Source organism: Prescottella soli, assembly GCF_040024445.1.
Lineage (GTDB): Bacteria > Actinomycetota > Actinomycetes > Mycobacteriales > Mycobacteriaceae > Prescottella > Prescottella soli.
Genome location: NZ_CP157276.1, coordinates 3,401,036 through 3,415,341 on the forward strand (window position 1 = coordinate 3,401,036; position 14,306 = coordinate 3,415,341).

The 14,306-nt window shown below is 69.1% G+C and carries 14 protein-coding genes and 1 pseudogene; 13 read left to right on the forward strand and 2 right to left on the reverse strand.

From position 1 onward, the window contains the following. Positions 1-100: 100 nt before the first annotated feature. The 3 genes and pseudogenes from ABI214_RS15920 (at position 101) to ABI214_RS15930 (ending at position 2,696) form a co-directional block, all read left to right on the forward strand. Entirely contained in the window at positions 101-862 is a 762-nt protein-coding gene (locus ABI214_RS15920; protein ID WP_348603494.1) for an SDR family NAD(P)-dependent oxidoreductase, read from the forward strand. A gap of 5 nt (positions 863-867) precedes the next feature. Beyond that, a pseudogene (locus ABI214_RS15925) lies at positions 868-1,835 on the forward strand (2-hydroxyacid dehydrogenase). 114 nt (positions 1,836-1,949) lie between these two features. Beyond that, on the forward strand, positions 1,950-2,696 hold the full coding sequence (locus ABI214_RS15930; protein ID WP_348603495.1) for an IclR family transcriptional regulator: 747 nt from the start codon (positions 1,950-1,952) through the stop codon (positions 2,694-2,696). Here ABI214_RS15930 and ABI214_RS15935 read toward each other — a convergent pair. Further along, the gene (locus tag ABI214_RS15935) at positions 2,659-3,915 is read right to left on the reverse strand and encodes a multidrug effflux MFS transporter (protein ID WP_348603496.1); all 1,257 of its coding nucleotides are present in this window, start codon (positions 3,913-3,915) and stop codon (positions 2,659-2,661) included. The two genes, ABI214_RS15930 and ABI214_RS15935, sit on opposite strands and share 38 nt — an antisense overlap. Further along, a complete protein-coding gene (locus tag ABI214_RS15940) occupies positions 3,912-4,763 on the reverse strand; it encodes an alpha/beta fold hydrolase (protein WP_348603497.1) in 852 nt (283 codons plus the stop codon). Before ABI214_RS15940 ends, ABI214_RS15935 begins: the two co-directional genes overlap by 4 nt. Before the next feature lie 102 nt (positions 4,764-4,865). Here ABI214_RS15940 and ABI214_RS15945 point away from each other — a divergent pair, with 102 nt between their 5' ends. The 10 genes from ABI214_RS15945 to ABI214_RS15990 all read left to right on the forward strand — a co-directional run bounded on the left by ABI214_RS15945 (position 4,866) and on the right by ABI214_RS15990 (position 14,306). After that, positions 4,866-5,351 carry a hypothetical protein gene (locus tag ABI214_RS15945; RefSeq protein WP_348603498.1) on the forward strand — a complete coding sequence of 162 codons (486 nt, stop codon included), beginning with the start codon at positions 4,866-4,868 and terminating at the stop codon, positions 5,349-5,351. Then, positions 5,348-5,749, forward strand: coding sequence for an acyl dehydratase (locus ABI214_RS15950; RefSeq protein WP_348603499.1), 402 nt, complete (start codon positions 5,348-5,350; stop codon positions 5,747-5,749). Before ABI214_RS15945 ends, ABI214_RS15950 begins: the two co-directional genes overlap by 4 nt. 94 nt (positions 5,750-5,843) lie before the next feature. Beyond that, positions 5,844-7,139 (forward strand): aromatic ring-hydroxylating oxygenase subunit alpha, encoded by a 1,296-nt coding sequence (locus ABI214_RS15955; RefSeq protein WP_348603500.1) that lies wholly within the window; start codon positions 5,844-5,846, stop codon positions 7,137-7,139. A 124-nt stretch (positions 7,140-7,263) separates the two neighbouring features. Continuing rightward, positions 7,264-8,607 carry a M20 family metallopeptidase gene (locus ABI214_RS15960; RefSeq protein WP_348603501.1) on the forward strand — a complete coding sequence of 448 codons (1,344 nt, stop codon included), beginning with the start codon at positions 7,264-7,266 and terminating at the stop codon, positions 8,605-8,607. Next, complete coding sequence (locus ABI214_RS15965) at positions 8,607-9,560, forward strand: catechol 1,2-dioxygenase (RefSeq protein WP_348603502.1); 954 nt, start codon at positions 8,607-8,609, stop codon at positions 9,558-9,560. The genes ABI214_RS15960 and ABI214_RS15965 overlap by 1 nt, the downstream gene beginning before the upstream one ends. 35 nt (positions 9,561-9,595) lie before the next feature. Continuing rightward, the gene (locus ABI214_RS15970; RefSeq protein WP_348603503.1) at positions 9,596-10,468 is read left to right on the forward strand and encodes an alpha/beta fold hydrolase; all 873 of its coding nucleotides are present in this window, start codon (positions 9,596-9,598) and stop codon (positions 10,466-10,468) included. A gap of 81 nt (positions 10,469-10,549) precedes the next feature. Continuing rightward, complete coding sequence (locus ABI214_RS15975; protein ID WP_348603504.1) at positions 10,550-11,497, forward strand: 2-hydroxyacid dehydrogenase; 948 nt, start codon at positions 10,550-10,552, stop codon at positions 11,495-11,497. Between the two features lie 219 nt (positions 11,498-11,716). Next, the gene (locus ABI214_RS15980; protein WP_348603505.1) at positions 11,717-12,670 is read left to right on the forward strand and encodes an ABC transporter substrate-binding protein; all 954 of its coding nucleotides are present in this window, start codon (positions 11,717-11,719) and stop codon (positions 12,668-12,670) included. After that, entirely contained in the window at positions 12,667-13,476 is an 810-nt protein-coding gene (locus ABI214_RS15985) for an ABC transporter ATP-binding protein (RefSeq protein ID WP_225017844.1), read from the forward strand. Before ABI214_RS15980 ends, ABI214_RS15985 begins: the two co-directional genes overlap by 4 nt. After that, positions 13,473-14,306 (forward strand): ABC transporter permease, encoded by an 834-nt coding sequence (locus tag ABI214_RS15990; protein WP_348603506.1) that lies wholly within the window; start codon positions 13,473-13,475, stop codon positions 14,304-14,306. Before ABI214_RS15985 ends, ABI214_RS15990 begins: the two co-directional genes overlap by 4 nt.

Consider the following 14,306-nt stretch of genomic DNA (forward strand, 5'->3'; position numbering starts at 1 on the left):
GATAACGCTGCGCTCAAGCAAATGCTTGGTTGAGAATAGTCGACTGGAGGTCTGTCACACCAGGTCTTCCCAGTTCACGAGACTTCGAGAGCGAGTACACATGGGCAAGCTTGACGGCAAGGTCGCACTCATCACGGGCGCCGGACAGGGCATCGGCCAGGGCATCGCGCACGCGCTGGCCAAGGAGGGCGTCTCGATCGCCGTCTCGGGCCGGACCGAGTCGAAGCTCGTCAAGACGGTCGAACAGATCGAGGCCTACGGCGGCAAGGCGGTGGCCGTGCCGTGCGACGTCAGCAAGGCCGAGGACATCGATGCGGCGGTCGCACGCACCCTCGAGCACTTCGGTGGGGTCGACATCCTGGTGAACAACGCCAACGACTGCAAGCCGGGCCCGCTGCTGTCCGTCACCGATGAGGACTTCGAGCGATCGTTCGAGACCGGTCCGCTCGCGACCCTGCGCCTGATGCGGGCGTGCTACCCGTCCATGAAGGAACGCGGCGGCGGTTCGATCATCAATCTCGTCACGTCGGCGGCGGTCCGGTGGGACGCGAGCAACTACGGTGCCTACGCCGCGACCAAGGAGGGGATGCGGGCCCTGACGCGTGCCGCGGCCTGCGAATGGGGTGTCGACGGCATCCGCGTCAATGCGATTGCGCCCCATGCCCTGTCGCCGGCGCTCGAGTGGTGGATCAACGAGTACCCCGAGGAGGCCGAGGAGTTCAAGGCCGGTATCCCGCTGCGTCGCATCGGCGATCCCGAGAGCGACATCGGGCGGGCTGTCGTCTTCATCGTGAGCAGCGACGCCGGCTACCTCAGCGGCGCCACCATCCCGCTCGACGGCGGCCAGTCCCGCTGGGGCTGACGGAGATGGACGGGGAGCTCGGCCGGAACCGGATCCTGGTACTCACCGCGGATCCGGCGATCGAGGTGGCCGTGCGCGATGCCGTCGGCGGCGCCGGGTCCATCGTCCGGCCGGGTTCCCGCACCGCAGAGGTGGTGCGGGAGCTGTTGCCCGACGTCGACATCGTCGTCGCGGACTGGTCCGGGCGGCTGTCCCTGGGCGCGGAGGAGGCCGCGCTCGGCCGGCATCTGCGTCTGATCCAGCAGCCCGGCGTCGGCATCGCGTACATCGACGTCGACGCGTGGGCGGAGGCCGGCGTCCCGGTAGCGAACACGCCCGGCGGGAACGCCGCGTCCGTCGCGGAGTGGGCGTTGGCGGCCACCTCGAACCTGTGTCGCTCGATCGGCTGGGCGGACGCCGAGATGCGCTCGGGCCGTTGGCCGCAGACGTCGATCCTGCAGCGCGACACCCGGGACCTGGGCGAGCGAAGGGTGGGACTGGTCGGTTTCGGCGACATCAACCGACGGTGCGCCGCACTGTTCCAGGCGTTCGGGTGCGACGTGGCGTACACGTCGCGTCGGCCGGACCCGAGCTCCGCGCTGCGCCATCGCGCGCTCGACGATCTGCTGTCGGACTCCGACGTCCTGGTGGTCGCGGTCCCGCTCACGGACCGGACCAGGGGCCTGATCGGTGCGCGCGAACTGGCGCTGTTGCCTCCCGAAGCGCTGGTGGTCAATGCGGCCCGGGGCCGGTCGTCGACGAGGCCGCACTGGCCGCGGCGATCCGGTCCCGCTCGGTGGCCGGCGCTGCGCTGGACGTCTTCGCCGTCGAACCGCTCGATCCCGCCAGCGAACTGTTCGACCTCGACAACGTGGTGCTCAGTCCCCACTTCGCCGGCGGTAGTTCCACCGCGCGGCAGCGGATGTTTCGCATGACCGGCGACAACGTCGCGCGGGTGTGCCGCGGCGAGGCGCCGCTGTGGACGGTCGGCTGACACCTCGCCGCCCGCTTCGGTGGCCGCTGGTATCGAAACGAACATTCGATCGATTCTCGGTAGGCTCTGCGCACCGGTCCCGCTGAATGGGACGGCGATCGTAGGAGGCACCTGATGGTGACATCGCTGCTGGGTAAGGTGCGCCTGCTGCTCGAGTCCTTCGATGCCGAGTCGGGTTCGCTGTCGCTCACCGAGTTGTCGCGGCGCAGCGGGGTGGCCAAGGCCACCGTGCACCGGCTCGCGGCCGAGATGGTCGAACTGGGGCTGCTCGAGCGGGTCGCTACCGACTACCGGTTGGGACTGCGGCTGTTCGAACTGGGTCAACTGGTGCCGACGCAGCGGATCCTGCGGGACGCCGCGCTCCCGTTCCTGCAGGAACTGCACGCGATCACCCGCGAGACCGTCCACCTCGCGATCCGGGACGGCCTCGATGTGCTGTACATCGACAAGATCTCCGGGCACGGGTCGGTGGACCTGCCGTCCCGCGTCGCAGGCCGGCTGCCGGTCGAGGTCACCGCCACCGGCAAGGTCATGCTCGCCTTCTCGTCGCCCGCGGTGTTCGAGCAGGTTGTCGCCCGTGGCCTCGCGAAGTACACACATCGCTCGGTGGCGTCGGCGGCAATGCTGCGCCGGCAACTCGAACGCGCCCGCAGCGAGGCGATGACGGTCGAGGCCGAGGAGGTTCGGCTCGGGACGGCCAGCGCGGCGGTCCCGATCTTCTCGGGAGGATCGACCGTTGTCGGCGCCATCAGCGTGTCGACGAGCACGGCCCGGATGAACGTCGCCCGGATCTCGGGACCGCTGCAGACCGCGGGGCAGGGCGTCAGTCGAGCGCTCCACGAGATCGCGCGGACGGCCTGACGACGGCCCCCAACGCGAACAGTGCGAGCACCGCCGAACCGGTCATCGCCACGGCGATCGCCAGGGACGTGTTCCCCAGCAGCCCGACGATCGGGGCGATGACCGCCGCCGCCCCGAACTGCGCGAACCCCACCATCGCCGCCGCGGTGCCCGCAGCCTCTCCGTGCCGGGACAGTGCGAGCGCCGGTGCATTCGGCATCACGAACCCGGTGGCGCACAGCAATGCCAGGACCGGCAGCGCGAAGCCGAGGAATCCGCCGGTGTCGGTCGCCGCCAACCCGATCGCGACGGCTCCGAGCACGGTGCTCACCGCGAGCGACGCCACGCAGATGCCCATCGGCGTCCAGCGCCCCAGCAGCACGACGTTGAGTTGGGACGCGCCGATCAGCACGACGGCGCCGGCGGCGAACGCGATGCCGTAGACCCCGGGCGCCAGCTCGAACTGGTCCTGCATCACGAACGACGAGCCTGCGATGTACGCCCAGAGCACCGCCCGGCCGAGCCCGCACACCAGCACCAGCACCATGAACTGCCCGTCGCGGGCCAGCGTCGCGTACGTGCGCAGCACCGGTGCGACACCGCGGCCGACCCGTGCCGACGGCGGCAGTGTCTCGGGCATCGCGACCCCACCGAGCACGATCATGACGAGCCCGAGACCGGCGAGCACGAGGAACACCCCGTGCCACGAGACCGCCGTCAGCAACACGCCGCCGATCGACGGCGCCAGGATCGGGGCGACGCCCATGACGAGCATCAGCCGCGACATCACGACGGCGGCGTCCCGGCCGTCGAACAGATCGCGGACGACGGCCATCGCGATCACCCCGGTCGCGGCCGCGCCGAGCCCCTGCAGCGCGCGCAGTGCGCCGAGGACCGCGATCGACGGCGCGAACCAGCAGGCCACCGACGCCGCGACGTGCAGCGACGTCCCGATGACGAGCGGACGTCGGCGTCCGAACACGTCGGAGAGCGGCCCGATCACCAGTTGGCCCAGGGCCAGGCCGAGCAGCGTCCCGGTGAGCGTGAGCTGCACGGCGGCGTCCGACGTCAGGAAATCGTCGGTGATCGCGGGTAGCGCCGGCAGGTACATGTCCACCGTGAACGGCCCGAGGGCGGTGAGCAGGCCGAGGATCACGACCAGTCGGATCCGGCTCCCGCCCTCGGGCGCGGCGACGCGGGCACCCTCGCGGGCCGCGTCGGTCGTCGCGTCGGCCGTCACGGATGCTGCTGGTTCAGGAACCCGGTCACCACGGTGTAGTAGTCGTGCGGCCGCTCCTCCTGGAGGTGGTGCGACGCCTTGTCCATCACGTACAGGTGACCGTGCTCGATCATCCGGGCGAGCATGAGCGGGTAGTCCGGCGTGAGGAAGGCGTCGTGCATGCCCCACGCGAAAAGTACCGGCGCCTGGATCATTCCGAGTTCCGCGGTGAGATCCTGCCAGTCTCCGCGGGGGTTGTCCGACGCCGCCGCGAGCGCCATCTCGTCGGGGTCGAGGCTCTGTTCGTAGCGCATGTCGAGGGTTTCCTCGGGCAGGCGCTCGCCGTCGAACCATTCGAGCTTGGTGATGAGCTGACGCATCTTCTCGCGCGTCGGGCCCTCGCCGCCGTAGTAGACGTCGCGGGCGTTGCGCCCCCGCCGGCCGTCCTCGGGCAGCGGCGCGAGCGGGCCGTAGAACACCGGCATGCTGCCGGTGATCACCAGCGAGCGCACCCGGTCGGGGTACTTCGCCGCCAGGTTCAGGGCGATGGTGCCACCCCACGAGTTGCACACGAAATCGGCACGGTCGATGCCGAGTTCGTCGAGCAGCGCCACGATCTTGGCGGCGTGGAAGTCCCACATCGGCCCGGTGATGGTGCACTTGTCCGACAGACCGTACTGCAGGATGTCGACGAGGATCGCGCGGCGGTCCTGCGCGAAGAGTGGAGCCACCGGCCCGAAATCGGACCACGCGGTGCAGCCCGGACCGCCGCCGTGCAGGAAGATCGTGGGCGCACCCTCGCCGAGGTCGTGGTAGTGGAACTTCACGCCGGCTGCGGTGGTGTACAAGCTGTTCGGTCGATTCGTCATGCGCATACCTGACCCGATCGGCGTGCGCGGGCAAAGGATCGCGGTCCGTCAGGCGGTCCCGGTCTGTGGCCCTGCAGGTGGTGCCGCTCCTAGCGTCGCCGCATGAGAACTCCACTGGACATCGTCCACGAGCGGGTGTCGTCGACGATCGGCACCCGCGAGCACCGCGACCTCGGGGCGATCCGCCCCGACGAGGCGGTCGCCTTCGCGCGCGCGTGTGCGGAGGACGACCCTCGCTACCTGGAACCGGACCGGCCGGACTTCGCGGTGCACGCCATGTACGTGCCCAGCCTGCTGCGCGGGCCCAGCGGCGCGCGGGACGGCGAGTACCGACCCGACGGGATGTTCTCCGACGAGGTGCCCGGGACGTCCGGACTCGACGTCCGGCTGATGGCTGGCGGACAGGACATCACCTTCCACCGGACGCCGCCGCTGGGACAGCGTATCGCCGCCGACCAGACCGTCGACCGGATCGAGTGGAAGGGGCGCGACGACGCCCCGTTCCTGTTGATCACCGTCGTCAAGACCTACCGCGCGATCGCAGCCGGTGTGTTGGCGACCGTCACGGAAAGGTTCATCGTCCGATGAGTGAACACGCCGCTCCCGCCGTCGGCGAGTCGATCGAATCGATTGTGCTGCAGACCGATCCGGTGCGAGTGCAACGATTCGGTGCGGCCACGCACAACGCGCACCGGATCCACTACGACACCGCGTACGCACGGTTCGAGGGGCTCGACGACCGGGTCGTGATGGCGCAGTTGCACGGCACCCTGTTCTTCCGCGCGGCCGCCCGGTACGTGGGCGACCCGGACGCCGTGCTGTCGGTCGGGTGGCGGAACCGCGCACCCGCGTACGTCGGGACGACGCTCACGGTCACCGGGTCGGTGCGCGAGGTCCACGACGATCGGATCGTTCTGGACCTCGAGGAGCGCGACTCCGACGGGACGCTGTGCGCCGCCGGTGAGGCCGTCGTGGCCCGGCGGTGAACCCGGTCTGCTGAGTGAACCGGATCCGTTGGAAGGACGGAGGGTTCGTCGGAAGATCTGCGTACCAAAAGATCTCGTGTCGAGAGGACTTCACATGACTGGTGTCGAGGCGCCGGACGCCACGCAGGCGCTCCCGGAGAGGCCGCGCGCGGCCGGTCGGCAGGACTGGACGGCGTGGCCCCGATACAACGAGGCCGGCAGCGGCTACCGGGGCTACTGGTACCCGGTGACGTGGTCCAGCCACATCACCAAGGATCCCAAGAGCTACACGATCTGCGGCGAGAAGCTCGCCATCATTCGTGACAGCGGCAAAGTGTATGCGCTGCACGACCGTTGCCCGCACCGCGGTGTGCCGCTGTCGGAGGGCGACCAGCAGTTCCCGGGCACCGTCAGCTGCCCGTACCACGGCTGGACGTTCCGGCTGAACGACGGCAAACTGGCCGCGGTCATCACCGACGGACCCGACTCGAAGATCTGCGGCAAGCTCTCCGTCCGGACGTACGCCATCGAGGAACGGCTCGGTCTGGTGTGGGTCTACATTCCGATCGCGGAGGAGCCCGCGCCGCCGATCGACGAGCAGTTGCCCCGCGAACTCGTCGAGAACGAGGGCATCGTGGGCGGCCGCATCCAACCGCGCGGCGGCAACTGGCGATTCGCGTGCGAGAACGGCTTCGACGAGGGGCACGCCAAGTACCTGCACCGCACCGCGCTGTGGCGGCTGTTCAAGCCCATGCCCACGTGGAACATCACCAGCATCGTGCCCGAGGGCCGGTGGCTCTTCCGAGTGCAGGAGGAGGTCTACTGGGAGGCGGACTTCCCCGGCGTGGGCAAGTGGACCAACAAGCGCTGGTGGAAGAAGAAGCCCGACGAGACCCAGATCTCGCAGATCGGCAACGTCGGTGCGGGCCTGAAGGTGAACCCCGTGATCGAGGCCCAGAAGTTCCCGGGCTTCGCCTCGCTGTCGATGCCCGGCGTGCTGCGGATCGCCTACCCGAACTTCATCCACTACGAGTTCTACGTCCCGGTCGACGAGGACAACCACCAGTACGTGGGCCTCATGGTCAACTTCGTCACCGGCACAGCGAAGCTCGGCTTCTACGCCAAGTACCTCGGCGCGATCCGCTGGTTGTTCCACGGCCAGTTCTCGGGCCAGGACGAGTGGATGGTCCGCGTCACCGACGCGCCGCCGGAGAAGCTCTACCGCCCCGACATCTCGCTCACCGCGTGGCGCAACCTCGCCGAGGAGGAGTACGCCGAGAAGATCGCCGCCGCGGTGGCGCACACCCCGCAGCCACCGACCCGCCCGGTGCGTGAGCGCCGCCGAGCCACCCCCGCCGCGGAATCGGGCGATGCCGCAGCGGCACCGCACACCCCGGCCGCTTCGGACTAGAGGAGAAGACGATGTTCAAGACTCTCGTGAGCGTGACGCTCGGTGTCCTGCTTGCAGCCGGGGCGCCCGTGGCCTGGCGCTTCGTCGCAGCCCGCAGCAATACTCAGGTACACCAGGTCAACTCGTGACCCCCGGGACCGTCGATCCCCTCGCCGGTCTCGACGAGGAGCGCCGCCGCTGGGTCGATCAGGCGTGGGGGAAGGTGGATCGCGAGCGACTGCGCGAACTGACGGTCGGGCTGGTGGACATCGCCAGCCCGACGGGGGACGAGGCCCCGCTCGCCCGGCACATCACGAACGCACTGACGACCGGTGGGGTCGAGGCGCACACGATGTACCTCGACGACCGGCAGGCGAACTCGTGGGGCCGGGTGCGCGGCGACGGGAGCGGGCCGGACCTGCTGCTCTACGCGCCGATCGACACCGTCACGAGCGGCAACGCCGCGGAGGACGTGCCGTGGGCCGCGGAGACACTACGGCCGGATCTGTGTGCCGAGGCCGCCGTCGACGGCGACTACGTCATCGGTCTCGGGGCGTCGAATCCCAAGGGGCACGCGGCATGCGTCATGGCGGCCGTGGAGGCGATCCGGGCCGCGGAGATCCCGCTGACAGGCGACCTCCTGGTCGGCTTCGGCGCCGGCGGCATGCCGACCAACGCCCGTCCGGGCGTGGGCAATCCACGGCTGAACACCGGTCAGGGAGTCGGCTGCTCGTACCTGCTCGAGCAGGGCGTGTGGGCAGACTTCGCGCTCATCGCCAAGCCCGGCTGGACGGTGTCGTGGGAGGAGGTGGGGCTCGCGTGGTTCGAGATCACGGTGCACGGCAGCCACACCTACGTCGGCTCGCGGCACCGGCTGCCCTACCGGAACCCGGTCGCGCTGGCCGGTGAGGTGGCGCTGCGGCTCGAGGAATGGTTCCCGCAGTACTCGAGCCGGCACCGGGACGGCCTGGTGCTCCCGCAGGGGATGGTCGCGAACATCCGTGGTGGCTGGGAGCGCACCGCGTCCTTCACACCGGGACAGGTCCGGATGATGGTGGATCTGCGGCTGAGCCCGCGGACCACGCCGTCGGCGGCAAGACGCGAGCTGGTGGAGGCGGTGCGGACCATCGCCGCCGACCTGGACGCGCGGATCGACGTCGAACAGGTCCTGGCCATCCCGGGGGAGTCGTCCGACGAGCAGATGTGGCTGTGTCGCAGCGCGATCGAGGCATGGGAGGCGTTCGAGGGCGGACCGCACCACGAGTTCCACGACGCCAGCGGTGCGACCGACGCGAACATCCTGCGCGGTCGGGGCATCCCGACCGTGCGGGTCGGGATGCCGAAGGTGACCGACGCCCCGTTCGAGGTCGATTTCGCGATGGGCATGAACACCGTGGACCTGCGCGAGGCGGAACGCCTCACGCGTTACCTGATCCGGGTCGCCGTCGACACCGTGACCCGGTCTCTCGAGGAAGTGGGGATCGACTGATGGCGAAACTGGTGCTGGGGGTCGGTGCATCGCACAGCACCCTCATGAACACGCACTGGGAGGAGACGACGCACAAGGCGGAGGCCGAGCGGTTCCGCGACGCCCTGGGGGTGGTACGCGACCGCATCGCCGCCGCGCGGCCCGACGTGGTCGTCCTGCTGGGGTCCAACCACTTCCGTGGCTTCTGGCTCGACCTCATCCCCCCGTTCACTCTCGGGGTGGGCGAGTGCAACGCGAGCGGGGAATCCGGAACGCCGAAGGGCCCGCAGAAGGTCGACGTCGATCTCGCGCGTCACCTCGCAGACGGCGTGGTCGAGAGTGGCCGGTTCGACCTGGCGTTCTCGGCGCGTCTACAGATCGATCACGGCCAGTCGCACGCGATCCAGTATCTGCTGGCGGGGCTCGACGTCCCGATCGTCCCGCTCGTGGTCAACGTGTTCGCCCCTCCGCTGCCGACGTTCGAGCGGTGCGAGGGCCTCGCCCTCGCATTGCGTGACACGATCGAGTCGTACCCCGGCGACAAGCGGGTCGTCGTCGTCGCCTCGGGCGGGCTGTCGCACCGGCTGCCGTGGCCGGACTGGCGGGACCCGCACGGCGAGGACGAGGACTTCATGGTCCAGGCCTGGCTCGACGGCCGGGAGAACTGGTCCGACTACGACGTGCGCCGTCGCCAGATCATCCGCGCCGCCGAGGCCGCGATCTCACCCGAGTTCGACGACCGGATCCTCGACCTGTTCGCGGTCGGCAAGGCCGGTGAACTGGCCGGCTACACGAGCGCGGACATCGAGGCCGAGGCGGGCAATGGCGCCCAGGAACTGCGCACGTGGCTGATGATGGCCGCGATGATGGACTACATCCCCGCCGAACGACTTGCCTACGAAGCGATTCCGGAATGGCTCACCGGAATGGGCGTCGTGGTTCTGGACCCCGCGGCGGCGCCGGCGGCGCACTGACATCCACTCCCATCCCTTCTGCAAAGGACACACTCATGACAATCTGGAACGAACTGGCCGGCCTCGACTTCGCGGTCAAGACCGTCGACGCCGCGGGCATCCCCACCCGCTCGCTGCAGGCCGGATCCGGTGACGAGGCGGTGGTGTTCCTGCACGGCACCAGCGGCCACCTCGAGGCCTTCGCGCGCAACATCGCGGTACACGCCGAGCACTACGAGTGCCACGCGATCGACATGCTCGGCCACGGCTACACCGGAAAGCCGGACTACCCGTACGAGATTCCGCGCTACGTCGAGCATCTCGTGAACTACCTCGACGCCGTCGGCCTGGAGAAGGCCCATCTGGTGGGCGAGTCCCTCGGCGGCTGGGTCGCGGCCCACCTCGCCAGCGAGCAGCCCGAGCGGGTGCTGTCGCTGCAGCTGCTCGCGGCCGGCGGCACCGTCGCCAACCCGGAGGTCATGGAGCGTATCCGCACCTCGACGACCAAGGCGGTGCAGAGCGACGACGTCGAGCTCACCCGGGCGCGGCTGCGGCTGCTGATGCACGACCCGGTGAACGCCACCGAGGAGCTCGTCGAGGCGCGGCACCGGATCTACCACCAGCCGGACTTCGTCGCGAACATCCACAACCTGCTGTCCCTGCAGGACATGGAGACCCGCCAACGCAACCTGCTGCGTCCCGATCGGCTCGCCCGGATCCAGGCGCCCACGTTGGTGGTGTGGGGTCACGAGAACCCGTTCGGTGACGTGCCGGAGGCGAAGAAGATGGCCGCGGACATTCCCGGCGCGCAGCTGCAGCTCTACCCCGAGTGCGGGCACTGGCCGCAGCACGAGCAGGCGGCGCTCTACAACCCGCTCAGCCTCGAGTTCCTGGCGAAGGCGTCCGCGCAGGCACGCAGCGTCGCCTGAGTCGCCTTCCCCGCAACACAGTTCGTGGAGCCGGCCGCGCGTCGCGTGGCCGGCTCCACGCATCGAGAGGACGGTTCCGCGATGCGGATCCTGTTGTTGGCTCCGGACGATGACGATGTCCTGGGACGCCTCCTGCGCGACACGACGCAGGACGTCGAGGTGGTCCGACCGACCACCCGCACACGGACCGAGCTACGCGCCCTGCTGCCCGATGTCGACATCGTCGTCGGCGATTGGAGTGGTGAATTACCCATGGGCGCAGACGAAACCGAGATCGGAGGTCATCTTCGGCTCGTCCAGCAACCGGGCGTCGGGGTCAACTGGATCGACGTCGACGCGTGGCGCCGGGTCGGCGTTCCGGTGGCCAACACGCCCGGTGCCAACGCGGCCTCGGTGGCGGAATGGGCGGTCGTCGCTTCCGCGAGCCTGAGCCGCTCGATCGGCTGGGCCGACGACAGGATCCGTGCGGGGGAGTGGCCGCAGGACCGCATCCTCGAACAGGGCTGTCGCGACCTCGGTGATCGCCGGGTGGGGATCGTCGGGTTCGGCGACATCGGCCGACGCTGTGCCGGTCTGTTCGCGGCCTTCGGCTGCGAGGTCGCGTACACGGCACGCCGTCCGAGGGCCGACGCGACGGCACGACATCTCCCGCTCGACGACCTGCTCGCCGTGTCGGACGTCCTGGTGCTCGCGGTGCCGTTGACGCCGTCGACCCGCGGGTCGATCGGTGCTCGTGAACTCGCCCGACTGCCGGAGGGGGCGATCGTCGTGAACGTCGCCCGCGGCCCGGTTGTCCGGACGGACGAGCTGGCGGCCGCGCTGCGATCCGGGCGTCTGGGCGGGGCGGTGCTGGACGTCTTCGACCACGAACCGCTCGCACCGGACAGCGACCTGTGCCGGCTCGACCGGGTGCTGCTCAGTCCGCACGTGGCCGGTGGCAGCGTCACCGCGAGGCGCCGGATCTACGAGATGACGGCCGCCAACGTCGCGCGCGTGTGCCACGGTGGCGCGCCGCGGTGGACGCTGTGAGCCACGTCCAATTTGTTTCCTTTGCATTTCGAACAATCCTGTCGGACCAGGAGCGATGTTGCGCGGCGGTAAGTTCTCCGGCCCGGTCCGCACGGTGGACCGCGTTGGTTTTCGCCGCTCTTCCGCGCCGTTAGGTTTCTTCACCACGACCCCGCAAATGCGGCGCAGATCACAGAACGAAGGTGTGCACACATGGCCTGGCGATCGACATTCGGCAAGGTGACCCTTGCATCAGCAGCACTTGTTCTCACGGTGGCCGCGGGGGCGTGCAGCCGGCCCGCCACCCAGAGCACGGCCGACACCGGGGGCGGCCCGCTCCGGATCGCGGTGGGCATCGACGCGTCCTACGCGCCGTTCTTCGTGGCCGATCAGGAGGGGATGTTCGCGGACGAGGGACTCGACGTCCAGCTGGTCCAGTTCGGCCGTGGCGGTGAGGCCGTCGACGCGCTGGCCACCGGTCAGGTCCAGGTGGCGGGCAGCTCCGACACCACGACCATCGCGCAGCTGCGTCAGAACCCGTCGCTGCGGGCCATGTACTCGTACGAGGTGTCCGGCGACTACATCAAGGTCGTCCTGCGCAACGGGGTCGACTCGGCGGCCGGCATCAAGAAGATGGGCATCGTTCCCGGACTGAGCCAGATCTCGACGGACAAGTACCTCGAGGCCAACGGAATCGCCCCGGGCGCAGTCGAGATGGTCTCGGCGACACCGACGGACATGCCCGCGCTCCTCAGCCGCGGCGACATCGACGGTTACGTGCTGTGGGAGCCGTGGCCGGCCACCGCGCTCTCGCAGGGCAGCGGGCACGTCGTCGCGGTCACCGGCGACTACGACTGGTTCTACCACCACTGGGCCATCACGACGGCCCCGTGGCTGGACCAGAACGAGGACACCGCCCGCAAGATCGCGAAGGTGCTCGCCCAGGCGAGCGAGCGGGTCGAGTCCGACCCGCAGACGGCGGCCGCCGCGACCAAGAAGGCCGTCAACGTGGCCGAGGACCAGACCGTCACTGCAGTGAGCGAAATCGATTTCGGTGTCGAGAATCTCACCGAGAAGGACGTGGAGTCCGCGCAGTCGATCGTCGACTTCTACAAGAAGATCGGCGTTCTCTCCGAGCAGCCCGACCTCACCTCGGCGATGCTGCTCGATTGGTATCAGGAGGACAAGCAATGACAGCGACAACCACCATCAAGGGCGTCCCCATCGACGTCCGCGATCTGGGCATCAGTTTCGGTGCCGCCGAGATCGTCTCGGGTATCGATCTCGACGTCCGGCCGGGCGAGTTCGTCTGCCTGCTCGGCCCGAGCGGCTGCGGCAAGTCGACCCTGCTCTCGGCGATGGCGGGCTTTGTGAAGCCCTCCGCCGGCGAGATCGTGTGCGACGGTGACGAGGTCTACGGGAGCAACCCGCACGCGGGCATGGTCTTCCAGAGCTCGGAGGCGCTCTTCGAGTGGATGACCGTTAGTCAGAACGTGGCGTACGGACCCCGCATGCACGGCGCCGACAAGGCGGCCCAGGCCCGGATCGCCGCCGAGTACCTGGCGATGGTCGGTCTGCCGCACGCCGGTGACAAGTTCCCGGCCCAGCTCTCGGGCGGCATGCGTCAGCGCGTGCAGATCGCCCGCGTCCTCGCGAACCAGCCGTCCCTCGTCCTGATGGACGAGCCGTTCGGCGCGCTCGACGCCCAGACCCGTCAGGTGCTGCAGACCGAACTCGACAAGATCTGGCGGCACACCGGCTGCACCGTCGTCTTCGTCACGCACGACATCGACGAGGCGCTCACCCTGGCGGACCGCGTCGTCGTGATGTCAGCGGGACCGAAAGCGCGCATCAAGAGCATCTACGAGGTGGATGCACCCCGGCCGCGCGATCGCGCCCATCCCGAGGTGATCGATCTGTACGAGCAACTGCGGGACGACATCCGCGCCGAGGTCGTGGCGTCGCTGCGCAACCAGGGCATCGAGGAGGACCAGCTGTGACCGCCGTGGCCGATACCCCCACCACCGCGCGCGCCGCGCGCACACCCCGCACCCGCCGCCGCAGTGCCGGTGCGTCCGCCGCCGCGGTGCGCACCGCGCTGCTGTGGATCGCGTCCGCCGCGATCGGCCTGGCGGTGTGGTCGTTCCTGGCCTGGTGGTACGGACCGACGACCATCGCCTCCCCGGCCGAGGTATGGACGGCCGCAACCGAACTGGCCGAGAGCGGTGTGCTGTGGACGTCGATCTGGGCGTCCGCGCAGCGCATCCTCATCGGCTGGAGCCTCGGCGTCGTGATCGGTGCGCCGATCGGCATCCTCATGGGCCGCGTGAACATCGTGCGGCAACTCCTCGACCCCTACATCGAATTCTTCCGCTTCATCCCGCCGATCGCGTTCGTGACCCTCGCGGTGGTGTGGTTCGGCATCGGTGAGACCTCCAAGGTCGTCCTGATCTTCTACACCTCGGTCTTCATCGTCACCGTCAGCACGATCGCCGCCACCGTCTCGATCAGCGAGAACAAGCTGCAGGCTGCAGCGAATCTGGGAGCGGGCAAGCTGCAGCTCATGAAGACGGTGGTGCTGCCGTCGTCGGTGCCCGGCATCATCACCGGTGCCCGCCTCGCGATGGGCAACAGCTTCCTGACGATCGTCTCCGCCGAGATCGTCGCCGCCGACCACGGCATCGGCTCGATGATCTGGCAGGCCCGCAACTACGGCCGGATCGACTGGACGTTCGTCGGCATCATCGTGCTGGGCATCATGGGCTTCCTGTTCGACCGGATCCTGCGCCTGCTCTCGACACGGTACCTCGCCCGCTACGGCGTCAAGTAG

Excerpts from the sequence above, each read along its gene's own strand:
- ABI214_RS15920 (WP_348603494.1), top strand. The coding sequence starts at position 101 with ATGGGCAAGCTTGACGGCAAGGTCGCACTCATCACGGGCGCCGGACAG.
- ABI214_RS15930 (WP_348603495.1), top strand. The coding sequence starts at position 1,950 with ATGGTGACATCGCTGCTGGGTAAGGTGCGCCTGCTGCTCGAGTCCTTC.
- ABI214_RS15940 (WP_348603497.1), bottom strand. The coding sequence starts at position 4,763 with ATGACGAATCGACCGAACAGCTTGTACACCACCGCAGCCGGCGTGAAG.
- ABI214_RS15945 (WP_348603498.1), top strand. The coding sequence starts at position 4,866 with ATGAGAACTCCACTGGACATCGTCCACGAGCGGGTGTCGTCGACGATC.
- ABI214_RS15950 (WP_348603499.1), top strand. The coding sequence starts at position 5,348 with ATGAGTGAACACGCCGCTCCCGCCGTCGGCGAGTCGATCGAATCGATT.
- ABI214_RS15955 (WP_348603500.1), top strand. The coding sequence starts at position 5,844 with ATGACTGGTGTCGAGGCGCCGGACGCCACGCAGGCGCTCCCGGAGAGG.
- ABI214_RS15965 (WP_348603502.1), top strand. The coding sequence starts at position 8,607 with ATGGCGAAACTGGTGCTGGGGGTCGGTGCATCGCACAGCACCCTCATG.
- ABI214_RS15970 (WP_348603503.1), top strand. The coding sequence starts at position 9,596 with ATGACAATCTGGAACGAACTGGCCGGCCTCGACTTCGCGGTCAAGACC.
- ABI214_RS15975 (WP_348603504.1), top strand. The coding sequence starts at position 10,550 with ATGCGGATCCTGTTGTTGGCTCCGGACGATGACGATGTCCTGGGACGC.
- ABI214_RS15985 (WP_225017844.1), top strand. The coding sequence starts at position 12,667 with ATGACAGCGACAACCACCATCAAGGGCGTCCCCATCGACGTCCGCGAT.